Raw genomic sequence first — 15,504 nt, forward strand, 5'->3', positions numbered from 1 at the left:
TCCCGCGCTATCGGATGTCCATCCTCATGAACGCCACATACGTCAGGCCGAATGCCAGGATGATCTCGACGATAAGCCCGAGCACCTTCGTCCAGACGTAGGAGAGCGACTCCCAGACGGATATCGTTTTCGTGTACGGCGACCAGTAGGATGACGTCGGGTCATAGGGCTTTTGTTTGGAAAGTATTGCCCCGGAGATGCTGTTTCCTCCAAAGCCTAAGAACCCGCTGAAGTCGTATATTGGCGAGACCGTGTTGAGCACGTCGGATATCTGGGAGGACACCAGGAACTTTTTGTTCATGTAATTGTAGTATTTCTCGGTCTCGGGACTATATGTCGGTACCGGAATGGGCACCGGCTCCATCGATCCGGCCGTATCGTTCTTATAGACGACCGTCTCGGTAGTTGATGTATTCACGATATATGGCATTTGATCTACCGGCGCATCAGGCTCCGGGCCCAGGACGAATCCCGCAACCGTCACACCTATCAGCGACGAGAGGATCGAGAATATGAGCATGAGGAACACGATCCCTATCGTGAATATGACGGCCATGGCCGAGTTCTTAGCGACCGTGGACATCAGCATGGCGATGGCGAAGAACACGGTACAGTAGAGCAGGGCGGCGATGAAGAATACGGCTAACCTTAAAAGGTCGTCCGCTACCGGCACTACCCCGTAGAGCAGCATGACTGCGATGGTCATGAGGAATGTCGCCGCGATGACGATAGCCAGCGTTACAATCGCGCCCAGAGATTTACCGTTGATGAGCGCGTCACGGTACATAGGGCTGGAGAGCACGGTCTTAAGCGTCCCCTCCTCCTTCTCCCTCGATACCTGGTCGAACCCCATAGAAACGCTCAATATCATGCCCAGGATGGAGAACAGCAGCGCAAAGCTTGAGAATACCTGCAGCACCGATGGCATGGGTGGATTCGTATAATATTCCAGGCTATCCTTCAGGCTTTGTATCTCTTGCGCCGACGCCCCTCTCGCCTCCGCATCCTGAATTTGCTTTTGCATGCTGTTAATGGTCTCCTGCCGGTACGGATTATCTGAGGCCACGTCGTTCTTGTAATACTGGAGGCTCTTATTGTAGCTTTCCATGCCCGTGACCATGGCATAAAGGGCGAGCAGCATGAATATGGCAAGGATGGCGATGAAGCGCTTGCTCGTTATCTGGTCTTTGAGCTCTTTCTCGGCCACGATAAATATGGATTCCACGTCATTCCCTCCGGTACACGGTCTCGAGGAATATGTCCTCCAGGGATTCTTCCTCGACCTTCAGCTCTCGTATGCGTACTCCGCTCTTCATGAGCTCCGAGGCGACTTCGTTAACTATGTCGGACTGGACTCGAAGGGTGGCCGAGCCATCATTATACGTGGCATCGATGATGCCAGGGTCCGTGAGCTTCGGCATCATGCCGATGACTTTGATCTTAATGGTCATGGGCTTGTCCTTGTGCATCTTATTTCTCACATCGTCCAGCGAGCCCTGTGTCACGATCTTTCCCTTTGAGATGATGCAGATCGTGTTACAGACGTGCTCCACCTCATCCAGGATATGGGAAGAGAAAAAAATCGTTTTGCCCTTTGCCGCCTGCTCTTTAATGATCTTGCGGAACTGGATGACCCCTTCGGGGTCCAGGCCGTTCGTGGGCTCGTCTAAAAAGATGACCTCCGGGTCGTTCAGCAGCGCCCGGGCCAGGCCCAGCCTCTGTCTCATGCCCCGGGAAAAAGCTCCCGCAGGCTTGTCGACGTTCTTCAGCCCGGCGTACTCCAGCAATTCCGTAATACGAGCTTCAGACTCGGCGTCCTTCAGCCCATAAAATTTCGCTAAATACCTCAAGTTCTGCCGTGCGCTCAGGTTAGAGTAAAACCCGACGCCTTCCGGCAAATACCCTATCATGCGCTTGATCTGGATAGGGTTCCTTGCGACCTCGATGTCCTTGATAAAACACTTGCCGCCGGTCGGCTCGATGAGGCCGGCGAGCATGCCGATCGTGGTCGTCTTGCCCGCCCCGTTGGGGCCCACGAAGCCGCAAACCTGGCCCTTTTCGATGTTGATGTCGATCGAATCGACGGCCTTCACTTTGTTGTAAACCTTCGTCAGGCTTTCCGTCCTTATCATATCCGACCCGCCCTGGAAGGCGACGCCCCCAGATCGCCTTCTACAATGTAATTAAAAGCGGATATATAGCCTCTCTCTAACGATCAACCAACTGACTGCCGCTCGCTTTCGATATCGTACAGCTAAATATCCGGCCATACAAAATAATGAACACAAAAATAAAAAAATTGCGGCTGTACTAGATTAGCCACTGTGCTAATCTATGAAAATGAAGCTAACAATTGTAAATTAAAGAAAAATACTCAACTTAAGCTGCTTGAATATTTCGCGCTGGAAGTTACCGCCAGATCAGCAGCTAATTTGATTGATATCCACACGGATTCTTTCCCGCTGTTTTTGAAAGAGTGGGAGTTCATCTTTAATTATGGAACACCCAGGCAACAATTCGAAACGTTGAGGCTGTGGTGTGACATCTAAAACCCTTATCTACAACAATCACAAAGGGTATATTCCAGTTATTACACAACTTAGTAAAAGGAGTTCTTGCATTGGACATCCCACGTATCTTCAACATTACCGAAAGTGCTCACCGCATCCATAACCCGTTCACACCAGAAAAGCTCGCCACTCTCGGCGCAGCGTTGCGCCTGGAATCGGGGACTCGTGTGCTCGACCTCGGCAGCGGTTCGGGCGAGATGCTGTGCACCTGGGCACGCGATTACGGAATCATCGGCGTCGGCATTGACATGAGCCAATTGTTCACCGAGCAAGCGAAACTCCGAGCTGAAGAACTCGGAATCGCCGATCGAGTCAAGTTCATCCACGGCGACGCTGTCGGCTACGTCGCCGACGAAAAGGTCGGTGTGGCAGCCTGTCTCGGTGCCACGTGGATCGGTGGGGGAGTCGCCGGCACCATCGAGCTTCTGGCGAAGAGTCTCCGCTCCGAAGGGATCATCCTCATCGGCGAGCCCTACTGGCGGCAGTTACCACCGACGGAAGACGTTGCCAAGGGATGCACTGCCAATTCTATCTCCGACTTTCTCTTGCTTCCAGACCTTCTCGCGTCTTTCGGCGACCTCGACTACGACGTTGTGGAAATGGTTCTGGCTGGCCAAGAAGGCTGGGATAGGTACGAGGCGGCCAAGTGGCTCACCATGCGCCGATGGCTCGAATCGAATCCCGACGACGACTTCGCGAAAGATGTCCGAGCCAAACTGACTTCGGAACCAAAACGCTACGCCGCGTACACGCGCGAATACCTTGGATGGGGCGTGTTCGCGCTGATGGCGCGGTGATGTGAGGCAGCTGGATATTCGGCGGATTGTCAACGGCTGGGGCGGCTGAGCTACACTCGGTGGCTCGTCGAAATCTGAGTTCATCTTTAATTACGGAACACCCAGGCAACAACTCGAAACGTTGAGGCTGTGGGGGGATATATAAAACTCTAATCTAGTACAGCCCCAAAAAATTAGTTATCTTTATTTTGAATGTATTCGTCAATAGCCCTGGCGGCTTCCTTCGCCTGTCCCATAGCGCTGATGACCGTAGCCGCCCCGGACACGATATCCCCTCCGGCGAACACGCCTTCGCGGGACGTCTTGAACGTGTAGGGCTCCACTTCGAGGACGCCGTGCTTTCCGGTCTTCAAGCCTGGCGTGGTCTTCACGATGAGCGGGTTGGGCGACGTGCCGATGGCGATGATGACCGTATCGACGTCCAGCGTCGTTTCCGAGCCCTCTTTGCAGACGGGTGAGCGTCGGCCGCTCTCGTCCGGCGGGCCCAGCTCCATACAGACGCACTCGATGGCCTTGACGTTTCGCTTATCATCGCCGATGATTTTCGTCGGGTTCATTAAGAGCTTGAATTCGATGCCCTCTTCCTTAGCGTGTTCTAACTCCTCACGCCGGGCAGGCATCTCCTCCTCGCCCCTGCGGTAAATGAGGTAGACGTGCTCTGCGCCCAGGCGCTTCGCAGTACGGGCCGCATCCATAGCAACGTTTCCTCCGCCCACCACGGCCACACTCTTGCCGCGCTTCAGGGGCGTATCATATTCGGGGAACAGGAACGCCTTCATCAAATTAACACGCGTTAAGAACTCGTTAGCCGAGTACACGCCATTCAGGTTCTCGCCCGGAATGTGCATGAACGTTGGCAGGCCGGCGCCGCTGCCGACGAACACGGCCTCATAGCCCTGAGCGAAGATCTCATCGATCGTAATAGTCTTACCAATGATACTGTTGAGGCGTATCTCGACGCCCAGGCCTTTGACGTATTCGACCTCTTTTTCCACGATGGCCTTGGGCAGCCTGAACTCGGGGATACCATATACCAGCACTCCGCCCGGCTTATGCAGCGCCTCGAAAATAGTGACAGAATAGCCCATACGGGCAAGGTCTGCTGCCGCTGTTAACCCGGCGGGTCCCGAGCCCACGACAGCAACTTTACGGCCGTTCGTGGTAATATCGACACTGGTAATCGCCTCATCGCGGTCAGCGATAAAGCGCTCAAGCCTACCAATGGCCAGGGGATTCCATTTCATACCCAGGATACATTTCTTCTCACACTGGGACTCCTGGGGGCACACCCGCCCGCAGATAGCCGGTAAATTATTCGTATCTTTAAGCGTCTTAAGGGCCTCATCAAAACGGCCCTCTGCCGTCTCGTGGACGAACTTCGGGATATCGATGCCCACGGGGCAGCCCTCTTTACACATCGGGGCGTCACACTGCAGGCAGCGCTGGGCCTCTTTCATGGCCTCTTCGCCCGTATACCCGAGTGCGACTTCGGCGAAGTTCTTCGTCCTCTCCGACGGCGCCTGCTCTTTCATGGGCATGCGCCTGCGGCGGTCTATTTTTGCGGATGGGAGCTTAGGCACGCCGGCACCCCCTCGATCTGGTGAGTATATTTTTCCAGGGCCAGTTTTTCCTGGTCCATATACATCCTTAGCCGGGCCATCAGCTCGTCGAAGTCGACCTGGTGCCCATCGAATTCAGGCCCGTCGACGCAGGCGAACTTGACCTTGCCGCCGACTGTGACGCGGCAAGAGCCGCACATGCCCGTACCGTCCACCATGATAGGGTTCAAACTCACGATAGTCTTTACTCCATGGGGCCGGGTCGCCTCCGCCGTGACCTTCATCATGATCGCGGAGCCGATGATCATAACGCGGTCGAGCTTGACCCCGGCGTTAATCAGGTCCATCAGGGGATGAACTGCAAAGCCTTTTCGCCCCGCTGTGCCATCGTCCGTGACGATGTGCAGCTCGTCGCTCACCGCGCGCATCTTTTCCTCCCAGAACAACAGCGATGCAGTTCTGGCCCCGATGATCGAAATGACTTTATTGCCCTTCGCCTTCAGCTCCCGGGCAATGGGATAAATGGGAGCTATACCTAAACCTCCGCCAATGCAAACCACGGTGCCGTTCTCGATCATCTCTGCCGGGTTCCCCAGCGGGCCGGCCAGGTCCAGTATCGAGTCGCCTTCCTCCAAACGGGAAAGCATCGTAGTCGTCTTACCGATGGAAAGGGCCACAAGCGTGACGGTACCCTTACCGCCATCATAATCGGCAATTGTTAAGGGAATGCGCTCGCCCGCATCATCGATGCGGACAATGACGAACTGGCCCGGCCTTGCCTTACGGGCCACGTCCGGCGCTTCCACTTCAAATAAAGTAGTACCGGAAGCAAGCTCAATTTTCCTGACGATCCTGTGCAACGATGTATCCTTCCTGATTATGGAATGTAAAATTTTGTTCTTGCATATTAAATTGTCCCTAGAAATAGTTTTTGAATTTTGTAAATTGATATATATGTGTTATAGAATAAGCGGTTTTTCCATAGTTCTTTCGGTTACTGTACAGGTGATTGCCATATAATTATATTTTTATGGCCGGCGGCGGTCGATGTCGACTTATTAGACTACGGGTCATTCTGTAGCTTAAATAATTCTTATATAATAACCGCTCGAATAAGGTCATGACCGATTATGGACATGATCAAAACGGAAAACCTCACGAAAACGTACGACGGGGTAAACGCCGTGGACGGCCTCGAGCTGACCGTAGGGAAGGGCGAGGTCTATGGCTTCATCGGCCCGAACGGCGCCGGCAAGACCACGACCATCGGCATGATGGTGGGCCTCATAGAGCCTTCTGCCGGCAAGTGCTTCGTCCGGGACGTAGACGTGACCCGTAACCCGCTAGAAGCCAAGCGTATCACCGGATACCTGCCCGACGGCGTCGGCTTCTACGGGAACCTGACGGCCCGCCAGAACCTCAAGTACTTTTCACGATTTTACGCCATGAAGGACGCGGACGCCGATAAGCGCATCGGCGAGCTGATCGGGTACGTCGGCCTGGGCAAGGTCGAAAAGCCCGTGGGCTCATACTCGCGGGGCATGAAGCAGCGCCTCGGGCTGGCGCAGGCTCTCCTGAACGACCCCGAAGTCGTCTTCCTCGACGAGCCCACGAACGGCCTCGACCCGCAGGGCGTCGTCCAGTTCAGGAACATCATCAAGGACATATCGAAGCAGGGCAAGACCATATTCTTCTCGTCCCACATCCTCGAGGAGGTGCGGCACGTGTGCAACACCATCGGCATCATCTCTAAAGGCAAGCTGATCGCCCACGGCACGCCCGACGAGGTCCGGAAGAAGATGAGCAAGAGCGAAGGCGTGACCATCGTCGTCAAGGTCATCGGCGACATGCCCCGCCTGACCGACCCCCGTATCCTCCAGGCCACATACAACAACGGCAGCGCCATCCTCCAGGCATCCGAGGACATACGGGACAGCATCTCGGACGAATTATACCATAAAAGCTTCCGCATCAGGGAATTGCGGGTAGAAGAGAGGTCGCTCGAGGAGATATTCCTCGAATCCGTATACAGAGGTGATTAAATGAGGCCGGAACTGATCGTCGCCGGAAAGGAGTTCAGGGACCACCTTACCAGTAAGAGATTTATCGTGATCTTCGCCGTGCTCATGCTCGTGGCCGTGATTAGCATGGCCGGCGGCATGTCCCAGTACAACGAGTCCCTGGACAATTACAAGAAGCAGACTGCGGAGAACGCGCAGCAGGACTGGTATAAAGAGCAGGTGGCCAGCCTCCAGAAGCAGATCGCGGAGGCTGAAGCGAACGGCCTGTCGCAGGAAGAGATCGACTCGCTCCGGTACCAGCTTGATATGATGATCAATCCCCCCATGCCTTCCGTGCTCTACGTGTTCATGAGCATGAACCAGTATCTCGTGCTCATCGGGCTCGTGCTCTCGGTGGCCCTCGGGTTCGACCTGATCACCAGGGAAAAGGAGGAGGGCTCGCTCAAGTCGCTGCTCTCTCATCCGGTCTACAGGGACTCGGTCATCAATGGTAAGCTGCTCGGCTCGCTGGCCGTGCTCATCGTGGTCATGTGCTCGATGTTCCTGGTCACCATCGCGATCATGCTGTTCTTCGGCATCGTGCCGGGCGGGGAAGACCTGCTCCGTGTAGGCGCCTACTTCCTGATGGCGCTGCTCTACTCGGGCGTATTCTTCGCCATCGCCACCATGACCTCTACGGTCGCGAAGAGCTCTGCGCTATCCATCCTCTACGTGCTGGGCATCGTGGTGCTGATGTTCTCTGTCACCAACTTTTCCGGCACTATCGCCGACGCTATCATGGGACCGGTGCCTGAATACACGGAGATGCCCGGCGATGACGTAAATATACTCAGGGAGGGCGTCAATGCCACTAGCGCCGTAAAAAGCTCCAAGATCATCGGATGGAACCCGGAGATCCAGGAATACTACGAGAAGAAGAACCAGATCATCGAGGCGATCAACACCATATCGCCACTTCACGACTTCGGCGACCGCATCTCGTACGCCATCCTGTATAAGACCGACATGAAGCCAATGCCCCTGATGGCGGTCGACTATGCCTATAACCCGTACAAAACTCCGACCCTGATGGACTCGCTGGCCTCGGTCTGGACGAACATCCTGGCCATGCTGGTAGAGCTTATATTGCCCCTGGCCATATCTTATGTAATATTCATGAGGTCGGATATCAGATGATCGGGAGAGTATTTTCGGCGCTGCTGGCGCTTTGCCTGGTGCTTGGCACGCTGATCGTGCCGGCGGTCGCCGACGACAGCTATACGACGGTGCTTTCGGGGCCGATGCAGAGCGGCGAGACGAGCCGCGCCGGCGATTATTACATACGGTTCGACATCGTCAACGGGAGCAACACGGTCAACGTCACGCTGAGCGGCGCCACGGTCCCCCAGCAATTCAAGACGCCGAGGAACGTGGTCGTGGGCAGCTCGCTGTATTACCCGGGGATGCTGAGAGTTTATATCGACCATATCGAGGGAAACCAGGTATACGTTGACGTGGCGAAACCCGGCGGCTCGAGTGGTGCGTCCACTTCGGGCACAAAAGTCTCCTGCGACATCCCGGGACAAACGGCTCTCGGAGGAGACGTGGTCTCCTTCCCCGTCGTGATCCAGAACAACGACGACTCCGACCACATTTACACGCTGGACTCCTTCAGCGAGATAAGCTGGAAGACCTGGTTCGAGTACGGCAATAAGGGCGTGTACAAGATCAGCGTCCCGGCGAAGCAGTCGAGGACTGTCGAGCTCATGGTGCAGACCTGGGGCAACACGCCGAAGGGCGAGCAAAAGGTCACCGCTTACGTCGACAATATCCGGCTCGAGGTGTTCGTGGACATTACGAGCGCCAACCAGTCCGCCGACGTATCGTATAAGGTGGGCTCGAAGATCGCCTCGATAGGCGATAAGATCACGTACGACCTGCACATCAAGAACGTGCAGGCGAAGGAGAACACGTACAGGCTTTCGGTGGCGGGGCTTCCCGAGAACTGGTACGCCCGGTTCAAGGAGAGCGCCGCGAGCTCCGAGGAAATATCCGAAGTGGTCATGCCGGCGTCATCCGAAAAGGACCTCGTGCTGGAGATCGTGCCCCCGTACAGCGTCAGCGCGGGCGATTTTAACTTCACGTCGGTCGTCACGACCCCCGACAACCTGACCATCGCTAAGGAACTGGCGCTGACTTTGAAGAGCGGCACCGCCATGAACGTGGTGAGCTCGAAGCTCGCCTATGATACGAAGCCCGGGGAAACGTTCGATATCGTGCTCTACGTATCCAATACCGGCCAGGGCTCGGCCCTGACGAACGTCTACCTCGACGTGCAGGCGCCGCAGGGTTGGCTCGTCCAGACCTCGCCTAACAGGACGAACAGCATCAAGGCGGGCGATACGCAGACGTTCACCATGACCGTCCAGTCTCCCGGCAACATCGTGGCGAGCGACTACGAGTTGAACGTGGTCGTAAAGAGCGACCAGGCGGAAAAGGAAAAGGACTACCGCATCACGGTCAACACCGAGTCCTACATACCCTATATAGGGACCGGTGTCCTTATCGTTGTGGCAGTGGGCCTGTTCTTCATCTACAGGAAGTACGGCAGGCGCTGATCAGCCTTTTATATACTTTTTTTCGGGCACGAATAACTATATTATGTTTAAAGTAGCCAACTGTTACTGTTCGGAGGCGTTCTTTTTGGATATTCCGGCAGCACCGCAGCCACAGGCCATCGTAAAGCCTCCCGCCAACTTCGCCGTCGCGCTGAAGCTTGACGGGCGTGTCGATAAGACGGCCGATAAGTGCCTTGACGAGTACATGGCGTTCGCAAAGGACGCGAGTGTCGTCTGGATCGACTATTCGACGAAGGACCTGGAAAAGGACCTCGATAAGATTGCCCAGTCCACGGGCTTTGTCCTGACGCCCATCTCTAAGATGCTGTCCGGCTTCTATTCCGCTTATGAGGACTCGGATACGGAACTGGGCATCATGCTCCCCGTGGTCAAGATCGACGACCTGGACATGACCGTGCACCGTCTGGTCATCCTGACCCGGGCCAATTTCATCATGACCGTGCATAACGAGAACGTTCCGGGCCTGGCCAAGTTCGCCCGCTATTCGCAGACGTTCATCAAGAAGCTCAAGCCCACGTCCACACAGGACAAGATCACGCTCATCCTCGAGCGTATCATCGACGAGAACAACGACCGCAATTTCGAATATTTGCGTGAGATCGAGAAGCACGGCGACGACATCAGCAAGCAGCTCATCGATGAGAACATCAGCAAGAAGGAGCTGGCCCGGTCCATTTACGACATGAAGCATATCCTGATCACCTATCTGAACGTTCTCTGGGCCATCAAGGACGTGGTCGATTCGCTGCAGTACGGCGACGCCGACCTTATTACGGATGATGAGAAGCTGCTCGACCGCATCGGGATATTGTCCATCAACATCGACCGGCACATCGAGCTTTCTGAGCAGATGTCGAACGTGCTCTCCTCCGGCCTCGAGGTCATGCAGAGCATCTACAATAACCAGCTCCAGACGATGAATAACCGCTTTGCGCTCGTTACCGCCTATTTGACGGTGCTGGGCACGGCAGCGCTCGTGCCGAATACGATCGCCACCATCGCCGGGAGCGGCGTGTTCATGGATGCGAATGCTCAGCCGGGCTGGTACATGCCGCTGCTGCTCGTCACGACGATCGTGGCGACGGTGGCTTCGCTGGCGTGGGTAGTCCACGTGTGGAATAAGAAGGAAAAATAAGTACAGGGGACTGTGTCCCCCAAACTATTTTTAGCGTGGCGGCATCTCGGCCGGCACGATGTCCAGCGAGAGCTTATCGAAGCGCCGCAGCACGGTCAGGCGTGCCTTCTTGTTAATATACTCCTCGGTGAGGAGCTTATGCAGGTCGTCGATGCTCTTTATCGGGTGCTCATCCATGCCCACGATGACGTCGCCCGGCGCCAGCCCGGCCCTTTCCGCGGGGCTATACCGCTCGACGGCCACTGCGAGCACGCCCTGGCTCGCCGGGAGGCCCTTGCTTTTTACGATTTCGGGCTTGAGGGCCACGTTCTGGCCGGATATGCCGATCCAGCTGCGGCGTATGCGGCCATCGTGGATGAGGGCGGCGGCGACGAATTTCGCGATGCTCGACGGTATGGCGAAGCAGATGCCCTGGGCGGGAAGCACAACGGCGCTGTTGACGCCGATGATCTCTCCCCTGGAATTTACTAACGGGCCGCCGGAGTTACCGGGGTTCAGCGCGGCGTCGGTCTGGATGACGTCGTCGATGAGCCTGCCGGAGCCGGTCCGGAGCGACCTGCCCAGCGCGCTCACGACGCCCGACGTGACGGTACAGTTAAAGCCGAACGGGTTCCCGATGGCGATGACAAGCTGGCCGACGCGAAGCGCCCCGGAATCGCCTAATTCGGCAAAGGACAGGTCCTGGGCGTCGATCTTGATGACGGCCAGGTCGGTATCCGGGTCGTCGCCGATGATGCGCGCCGGGAACTGCCGGCCGTCGTACAGCGTGACGTCGATCTTTGAGGCCTCGTGGACGACGTGGCTGTTCGTAAGAATGAATCCGTCCGGCGTGAATATGAAACCTGAGCCGCCGCCCTGCATCTCTTCCTGGCCATAAATCGGGCGCGGGGCCTTCCGGCTGATATAAACGTTCACGACCGCCGGGCTGACCCTGTCAACGACGCCGACGACCGCCCTGGAGTAAGCGTCCAGCAGCTCGTCATCCTTCTCCTGCGCCCTGAACGGGGCAGCATCAGTCACATTGCTCTCAGTGTGTGATATGGGTTGAATTATCGAGTCTGTCATTTCCATGTTCTACCTTGCTTGATCTTATGATGCGCCTGCCGCGGCATTGCTTCTCATGTCACGGCCCGGTCCGTCACTACAGGTTAATGTTGTCAGTATAAATACTTGACGATTAGCGTCTTTTATTACAATTGTCCAGGAAATCCATAATAATTAATCTACTAAGGAAAAAGCGTTGCTCTTAAATGGCAAAGTATTTATCGCCGCCCACTTGAAATATCACCGGGATGATACTAAAATGGTAATAGACTGGGGTATGACCCTTCGAAAGATCATCGTATACGGTGCTCTATTCATACTCTTCATGATCGCCATCGCCTTCCTGTGGGCGCTGGGGGTCAACGCGTACCTGATCGCGTTACTTTCAGGCGGATTCCTGTTCATACAGTACTTCTTCTCGGACAAGCTCGTGCTCTGGTCTACGGGCGCCCGTATACTGGAAGAGAATGAGGCCCCCCGGCTTCACCGCATCGTCGAGAACCTTTCGGCCGAGATGGGCATCCCGAAGCCCAGGATCGCCGTCGTACAGAATGACATGCCCAACGCCTTTGCCACGGGCCGTAACTACAAGCACTCCGTCGTGGCCGTCACGACCGGCATCCTGAACCGTCTCAACGAGAAGGAGATGGAGGGCGTTCTGGCCCATGAGCTTTCCCACGTTAAGAACCGGGACATGTTCGTGGTCACCTTCGCCAGCTTCATCGTGTCCGTCATCAGCTACATCGTGTACTTCGCTTTCACCATGCTGTTCTCCCGGGACGAGAATAACTTCGGGGCAAGCATGGCGGCGTGGTTCGTATCGATGCTCTTCTCGAATACCATCGGCCTGATCATCATTAACACCGTTTCCCGTTACAGGGAGTACGGCGCCGACAGGGGCTCCGCGCTGGCCACGAAGAACCCTGACGGTCTTATCAGCGCCCTGAAAAAGATCTCCGGCGGCGAATACCGCAAGGAGGATGCCATGGGCCTGGAGTCCGCGAAGGCGTTGTGTATCTCGCCGACCGGCGGCGCCTTTATGGAGCTGTTCTCCTCGCACCCGCCCCTCGAGAAGCGCATCGCCGCGCTCGAGAAGGTCAAGGCCGAGATGTACGGCTATTAAAGCCGGTTTTCTTCTTTTTTTACTGTGAACATATGCATGTTCAGGTATCAGTTATACCATAAAGTCCATTAGTTCCTTGCCTCTCATGTAATTGCTTATACTCACAAATTCGTGTTCGTAGCGTTCGTTTTAGCTTATGCTGAGTTTTCCTGTTGGCGTTGATTTGTTCGGTTGGTATCTCGAACCCCTCCAAAGGAATTAAACCTCGAATTCTTCTTTAGAATTTTACTCACTAAGCCTCGAATGCTCTAGCACACGGTCAATGCCCGAACTCTCTAATACACAGGGCAGTGCTCTAATTCTCTAACGCGCTAACCCGAAAAGAAAGCTCTAAGGCTCTAAATCACGTTTGAAACCCGAAACAGCCATGCACAAACACCCTAAAAGCCCGGTCGTTCCCCAGTACTTTTGGGTATTAGTGGCGTTGGCGATTTAGCCGAGCATTAGAGTGTTCGCGCTATGTCGTTTAGCGTTTCAAACGTGAATTCGAGCCTTAGAGCTTTCTTTTCGGGTTTGAGGCTTCGAGAGTTCGGGCACTGCCCTGTGGATTAGGGAGTTCGTGCGTTGACGGTGAGCTAGAGAATTAGAGATTTAGTGAGTAAAATCTAAAAAAGAATTAGTGGTTTGATTCCTTTGGAGAGGTTCGAGATACCGACCGAACTAATATACAAAATGCATGCTAGAAAAATCGATTAAATTATAAACACGGAATTATTGGACTTTGCTGTGAGAAACAAAGGGCAGTACAGGTAAATTAAAAATAATACGGGCATATAGCTCCAACCTTACTTTTTATCGGCTTTTTCGAGTAGCGTCAAAGACTTAATCCATTCGCCCTTTGGTTCTCTGGACGTGCCGATGACGAGCACCTTTTTACCGTCAGGATACTCCTCCATCCGCCCGCAGGCCTCGATGGTCTCCCCGGCCAGCGCCTGGCCGGCATAAGTATGCGTGAACGACAATACGGCCTTGATCTCCGGGTGATCGACCTGGTATATGGCCGGGCTGTCGAAGGCGAACTCCGCATCGGTGACCTTCGCAGTGATGGTCTTCACGCCGAGGCTGTGACCGATGGGCACGCGGGGCCCGATCTGGTCCCAGGAGCGCACGAAAAGCATGTCCGTCAGCACTCCATCAAGCAGGCATCGGTTACCCTTGCGGCGCTCGTGCAGGTAGAACTCCTCAAAGTTCAGCTCCGGCTTCCTCTTCTTATAGATCTTTTCCCAGCCCGCCTCGTCGATGGCGTCGATCTTTCCGGCGGCGATGGCCCGCTGTAAAGCGTCCCGGGCCTTAAACCACTCGATACCATAAACCACGAAATCGACGTCCGATGACTCGGCGCCAAGGCCCACGAGCTTCGAGCCCGTGATGCCCATACACTCGAAGTCCACGCCCTCGAGGGCATCGACCATCTTCTTCGCCCGGCGGTCCGCATCAAGGATACGAACGAGGCCGTCGTGGGGCTGGTAATGCTTCACGACGTCGGCGAACGGCACCACCATTACACCATCAATGTACTCGGGCTTATTCTCCTTAATGAAAGCGTAGGCCTCATCGAAGCCCATCTTCTTAAAACGTATACCATCCCGGACACGCTCCCCGTCGGGGCCGGGAACATAACGCAATAAACAACGGACACCGTCACCACAATAATAATCGACGACGGAGAATATCCAGTGCTCCTTCGTCTCGATGAAATCCCTCAGTCTAACCCTCATATTCTTACCTCACGTAATGATCATAGGCCCATCCTGCGCGACGATGACGGTGGCCTCAGCCTGGGCGACGGGCGCCTTATCCGCCTCGACCATCATGGGAAAGCCTTTGACGCAGGCGGACTTTAGAAGCCCGGGCAGCCCCCGGGAGTCCGGCAGCCAGCGTTCCGCGAACGGGAAACTGCCGTAGTGTTCGTTAATATACGCCAGCAGCGCCTTCTCTTCGGGCCCCTGCGCGTATATCTCGCCGTTTCTCAATAGCTGGTATATATTTCCTCCGTCCATCCGGGCGATGATGCCATTCCCCTTCGTGAGGAACGGCTCGATGGCCAGCACGTCGCCCTCGCGTATCTTGAGCTCCGAGCCGTTGTCATAAGGCGGAATGGTCAGGCCTCCGTGGAGGCAGTTCCTGGCCAGGCTGTGGCCCAGCAGGTCCTTCAGGACATTGAAACCCCGCATCGCAGCGGTATGGTGTATAGTCCCGCCGATCTTGCTTAGAGGCACCCCGGGCCTGATCACCTCGATCCCCGCGAAAAGCGTCTCTTTTACGGCCAGGATGAGCGCCTCATGCTCGCGTGTCCCTATCTCGACCGTAAAAGCCGCATCGGCAACGTACCCATCCACGCAGGCCCCGAGGTCGACCTTGACCAGGTCGCCCTTTTTTAGCACTCGCTCGTCGTCCCTGGAGGGCGTGTAATGCGATGCCACATTGTTGACGGCGACTGTGCAGGGAAATGCCGGCCGTGCGCCCGAGCTTGAGATCTCCTCCTCCACGAGCGTCGCGATGTCGAGGAGCTTAGCGCCCTCTTTGATCGAAGGCGTGACGGTCCTCCTTACCTTCTTGACGATATCGCCCGCCGTCTCGTAGCTTTGTAGAGCCTCGAGCCCCAGAAAAATGTGCATTATGGTGTTAGATATCGGG

At 55.4% G+C, this 15,504-nt stretch carries 13 protein-coding genes; 6 read left to right on the forward strand and 7 right to left on the reverse strand.

All coding sequences use genetic code 11. The features are described 5' to 3' along the window. Positions 1 to 7: 7 nt before the first annotated feature. Positions 8 to 1,225 carry an ABC transporter permease gene (locus tag MCP_RS05045; RefSeq protein ID WP_012899736.1) on the reverse strand — a complete coding sequence of 406 codons (1,218 nt, stop codon included), beginning with the start codon at positions 1,223 to 1,225 and terminating at the stop codon, positions 8 to 10. A gap of 1 nt (position 1,226) precedes the next feature. Next, positions 1,227 to 2,132 carry an ABC transporter ATP-binding protein gene (locus tag MCP_RS05050; RefSeq protein ID WP_012899737.1) on the reverse strand — a complete coding sequence of 302 codons (906 nt, stop codon included), beginning with the start codon at positions 2,130 to 2,132 and terminating at the stop codon, positions 1,227 to 1,229. A 488-nt stretch (positions 2,133 to 2,620) separates the two neighbouring features. Between MCP_RS05050 and MCP_RS05060 the strand changes: the two genes are divergently transcribed. After that, positions 2,621 to 3,367, forward strand: a complete 747-nt coding sequence (locus tag MCP_RS05060; protein WP_012899739.1) for an SAM-dependent methyltransferase — start codon at positions 2,621 to 2,623, stop codon at positions 3,365 to 3,367. Positions 3,368 to 3,540: 173 nt separating this feature from the next. On the opposite strand, the gene gltA is transcribed toward MCP_RS05060, so the two are convergent. Both gltA and MCP_RS05070 read right to left on the reverse strand, forming a co-directional pair. After that, the gene (gene gltA / locus MCP_RS05065; protein ID WP_128567046.1) at positions 3,541 to 4,905 is read right to left on the reverse strand and encodes an NADPH-dependent glutamate synthase; all 1,365 of its coding nucleotides are present in this window, start codon (positions 4,903 to 4,905) and stop codon (positions 3,541 to 3,543) included. A gap of 14 nt (positions 4,906 to 4,919) precedes the next feature. Continuing rightward, a complete protein-coding gene (locus MCP_RS05070; RefSeq protein WP_012899741.1) occupies positions 4,920 to 5,786 on the reverse strand; it encodes a sulfide/dihydroorotate dehydrogenase-like FAD/NAD-binding protein in 867 nt (288 codons plus the stop codon). A gap of 270 nt (positions 5,787 to 6,056) precedes the next feature. On the opposite strand from MCP_RS05070, the gene MCP_RS05075 reads away from it, so the two are divergent. The 4 genes from MCP_RS05075 to MCP_RS05090 all read left to right on the forward strand — a co-directional run bounded on the left by MCP_RS05075 (position 6,057) and on the right by MCP_RS05090 (position 10,700). Further along, complete coding sequence (locus MCP_RS05075) at positions 6,057 to 6,968, forward strand: ABC transporter ATP-binding protein (protein ID WP_012899742.1); 912 nt, start codon at positions 6,057 to 6,059, stop codon at positions 6,966 to 6,968. After that, positions 6,969 to 8,123, forward strand: a complete 1,155-nt coding sequence (locus MCP_RS05080; RefSeq protein WP_012899743.1) for an ABC transporter permease — start codon at positions 6,969 to 6,971, stop codon at positions 8,121 to 8,123. Then, positions 8,120 to 9,544, forward strand: coding sequence for a COG1470 family protein (locus MCP_RS05085; RefSeq protein ID WP_012899744.1), 1,425 nt, complete (start codon positions 8,120 to 8,122; stop codon positions 9,542 to 9,544). The genes MCP_RS05080 and MCP_RS05085 overlap by 4 nt, the downstream gene beginning before the upstream one ends. An 85-nt stretch (positions 9,545 to 9,629) precedes the next feature. Beyond that, a complete protein-coding gene (locus tag MCP_RS05090; protein ID WP_012899745.1) occupies positions 9,630 to 10,700 on the forward strand; it encodes a CorA family divalent cation transporter in 1,071 nt (356 codons plus the stop codon). A gap of 30 nt (positions 10,701 to 10,730) precedes the next feature. Here MCP_RS05090 and MCP_RS05095 read toward each other — a convergent pair whose 3' ends face one another. After that, positions 10,731 to 11,720, reverse strand: a complete 990-nt coding sequence (locus MCP_RS05095) for a S1C family serine protease (protein WP_012899746.1) — start codon at positions 11,718 to 11,720, stop codon at positions 10,731 to 10,733. Positions 11,721 to 12,003: 283 nt separating this feature from the next. Here MCP_RS05095 and MCP_RS05100 point away from each other — a divergent pair, with 283 nt between their 5' ends. After that, a complete protein-coding gene (locus tag MCP_RS05100; protein WP_012899747.1) occupies positions 12,004 to 12,867 on the forward strand; it encodes a M48 family metalloprotease in 864 nt (287 codons plus the stop codon). 785 nt (positions 12,868 to 13,652) lie between these two features. On the opposite strand, the gene MCP_RS05105 is transcribed toward MCP_RS05100, so the two are convergent. Together MCP_RS05105 and map are read right to left on the reverse strand one after the other, a co-directional pair. After that, positions 13,653 to 14,585, reverse strand: coding sequence for a DNA polymerase subunit beta (locus tag MCP_RS05105; protein ID WP_012899748.1), 933 nt, complete (start codon positions 14,583 to 14,585; stop codon positions 13,653 to 13,655). 9 nt (positions 14,586 to 14,594) lie between these two features. Beyond that, positions 14,595 to 15,485 (reverse strand): type II methionyl aminopeptidase, encoded by an 891-nt coding sequence (map, locus tag MCP_RS05110; protein ID WP_012899749.1) that lies wholly within the window; start codon positions 15,483 to 15,485, stop codon positions 14,595 to 14,597. Positions 15,486 to 15,504: the final 19 nt, after the last annotated feature.

This window comes from Methanocella paludicola SANAE (assembly GCF_000011005.1).
In the GTDB taxonomy this organism is placed as follows: Archaea; Halobacteriota; Methanocellia; order Methanocellales; family Methanocellaceae; genus Methanocella; species Methanocella paludicola.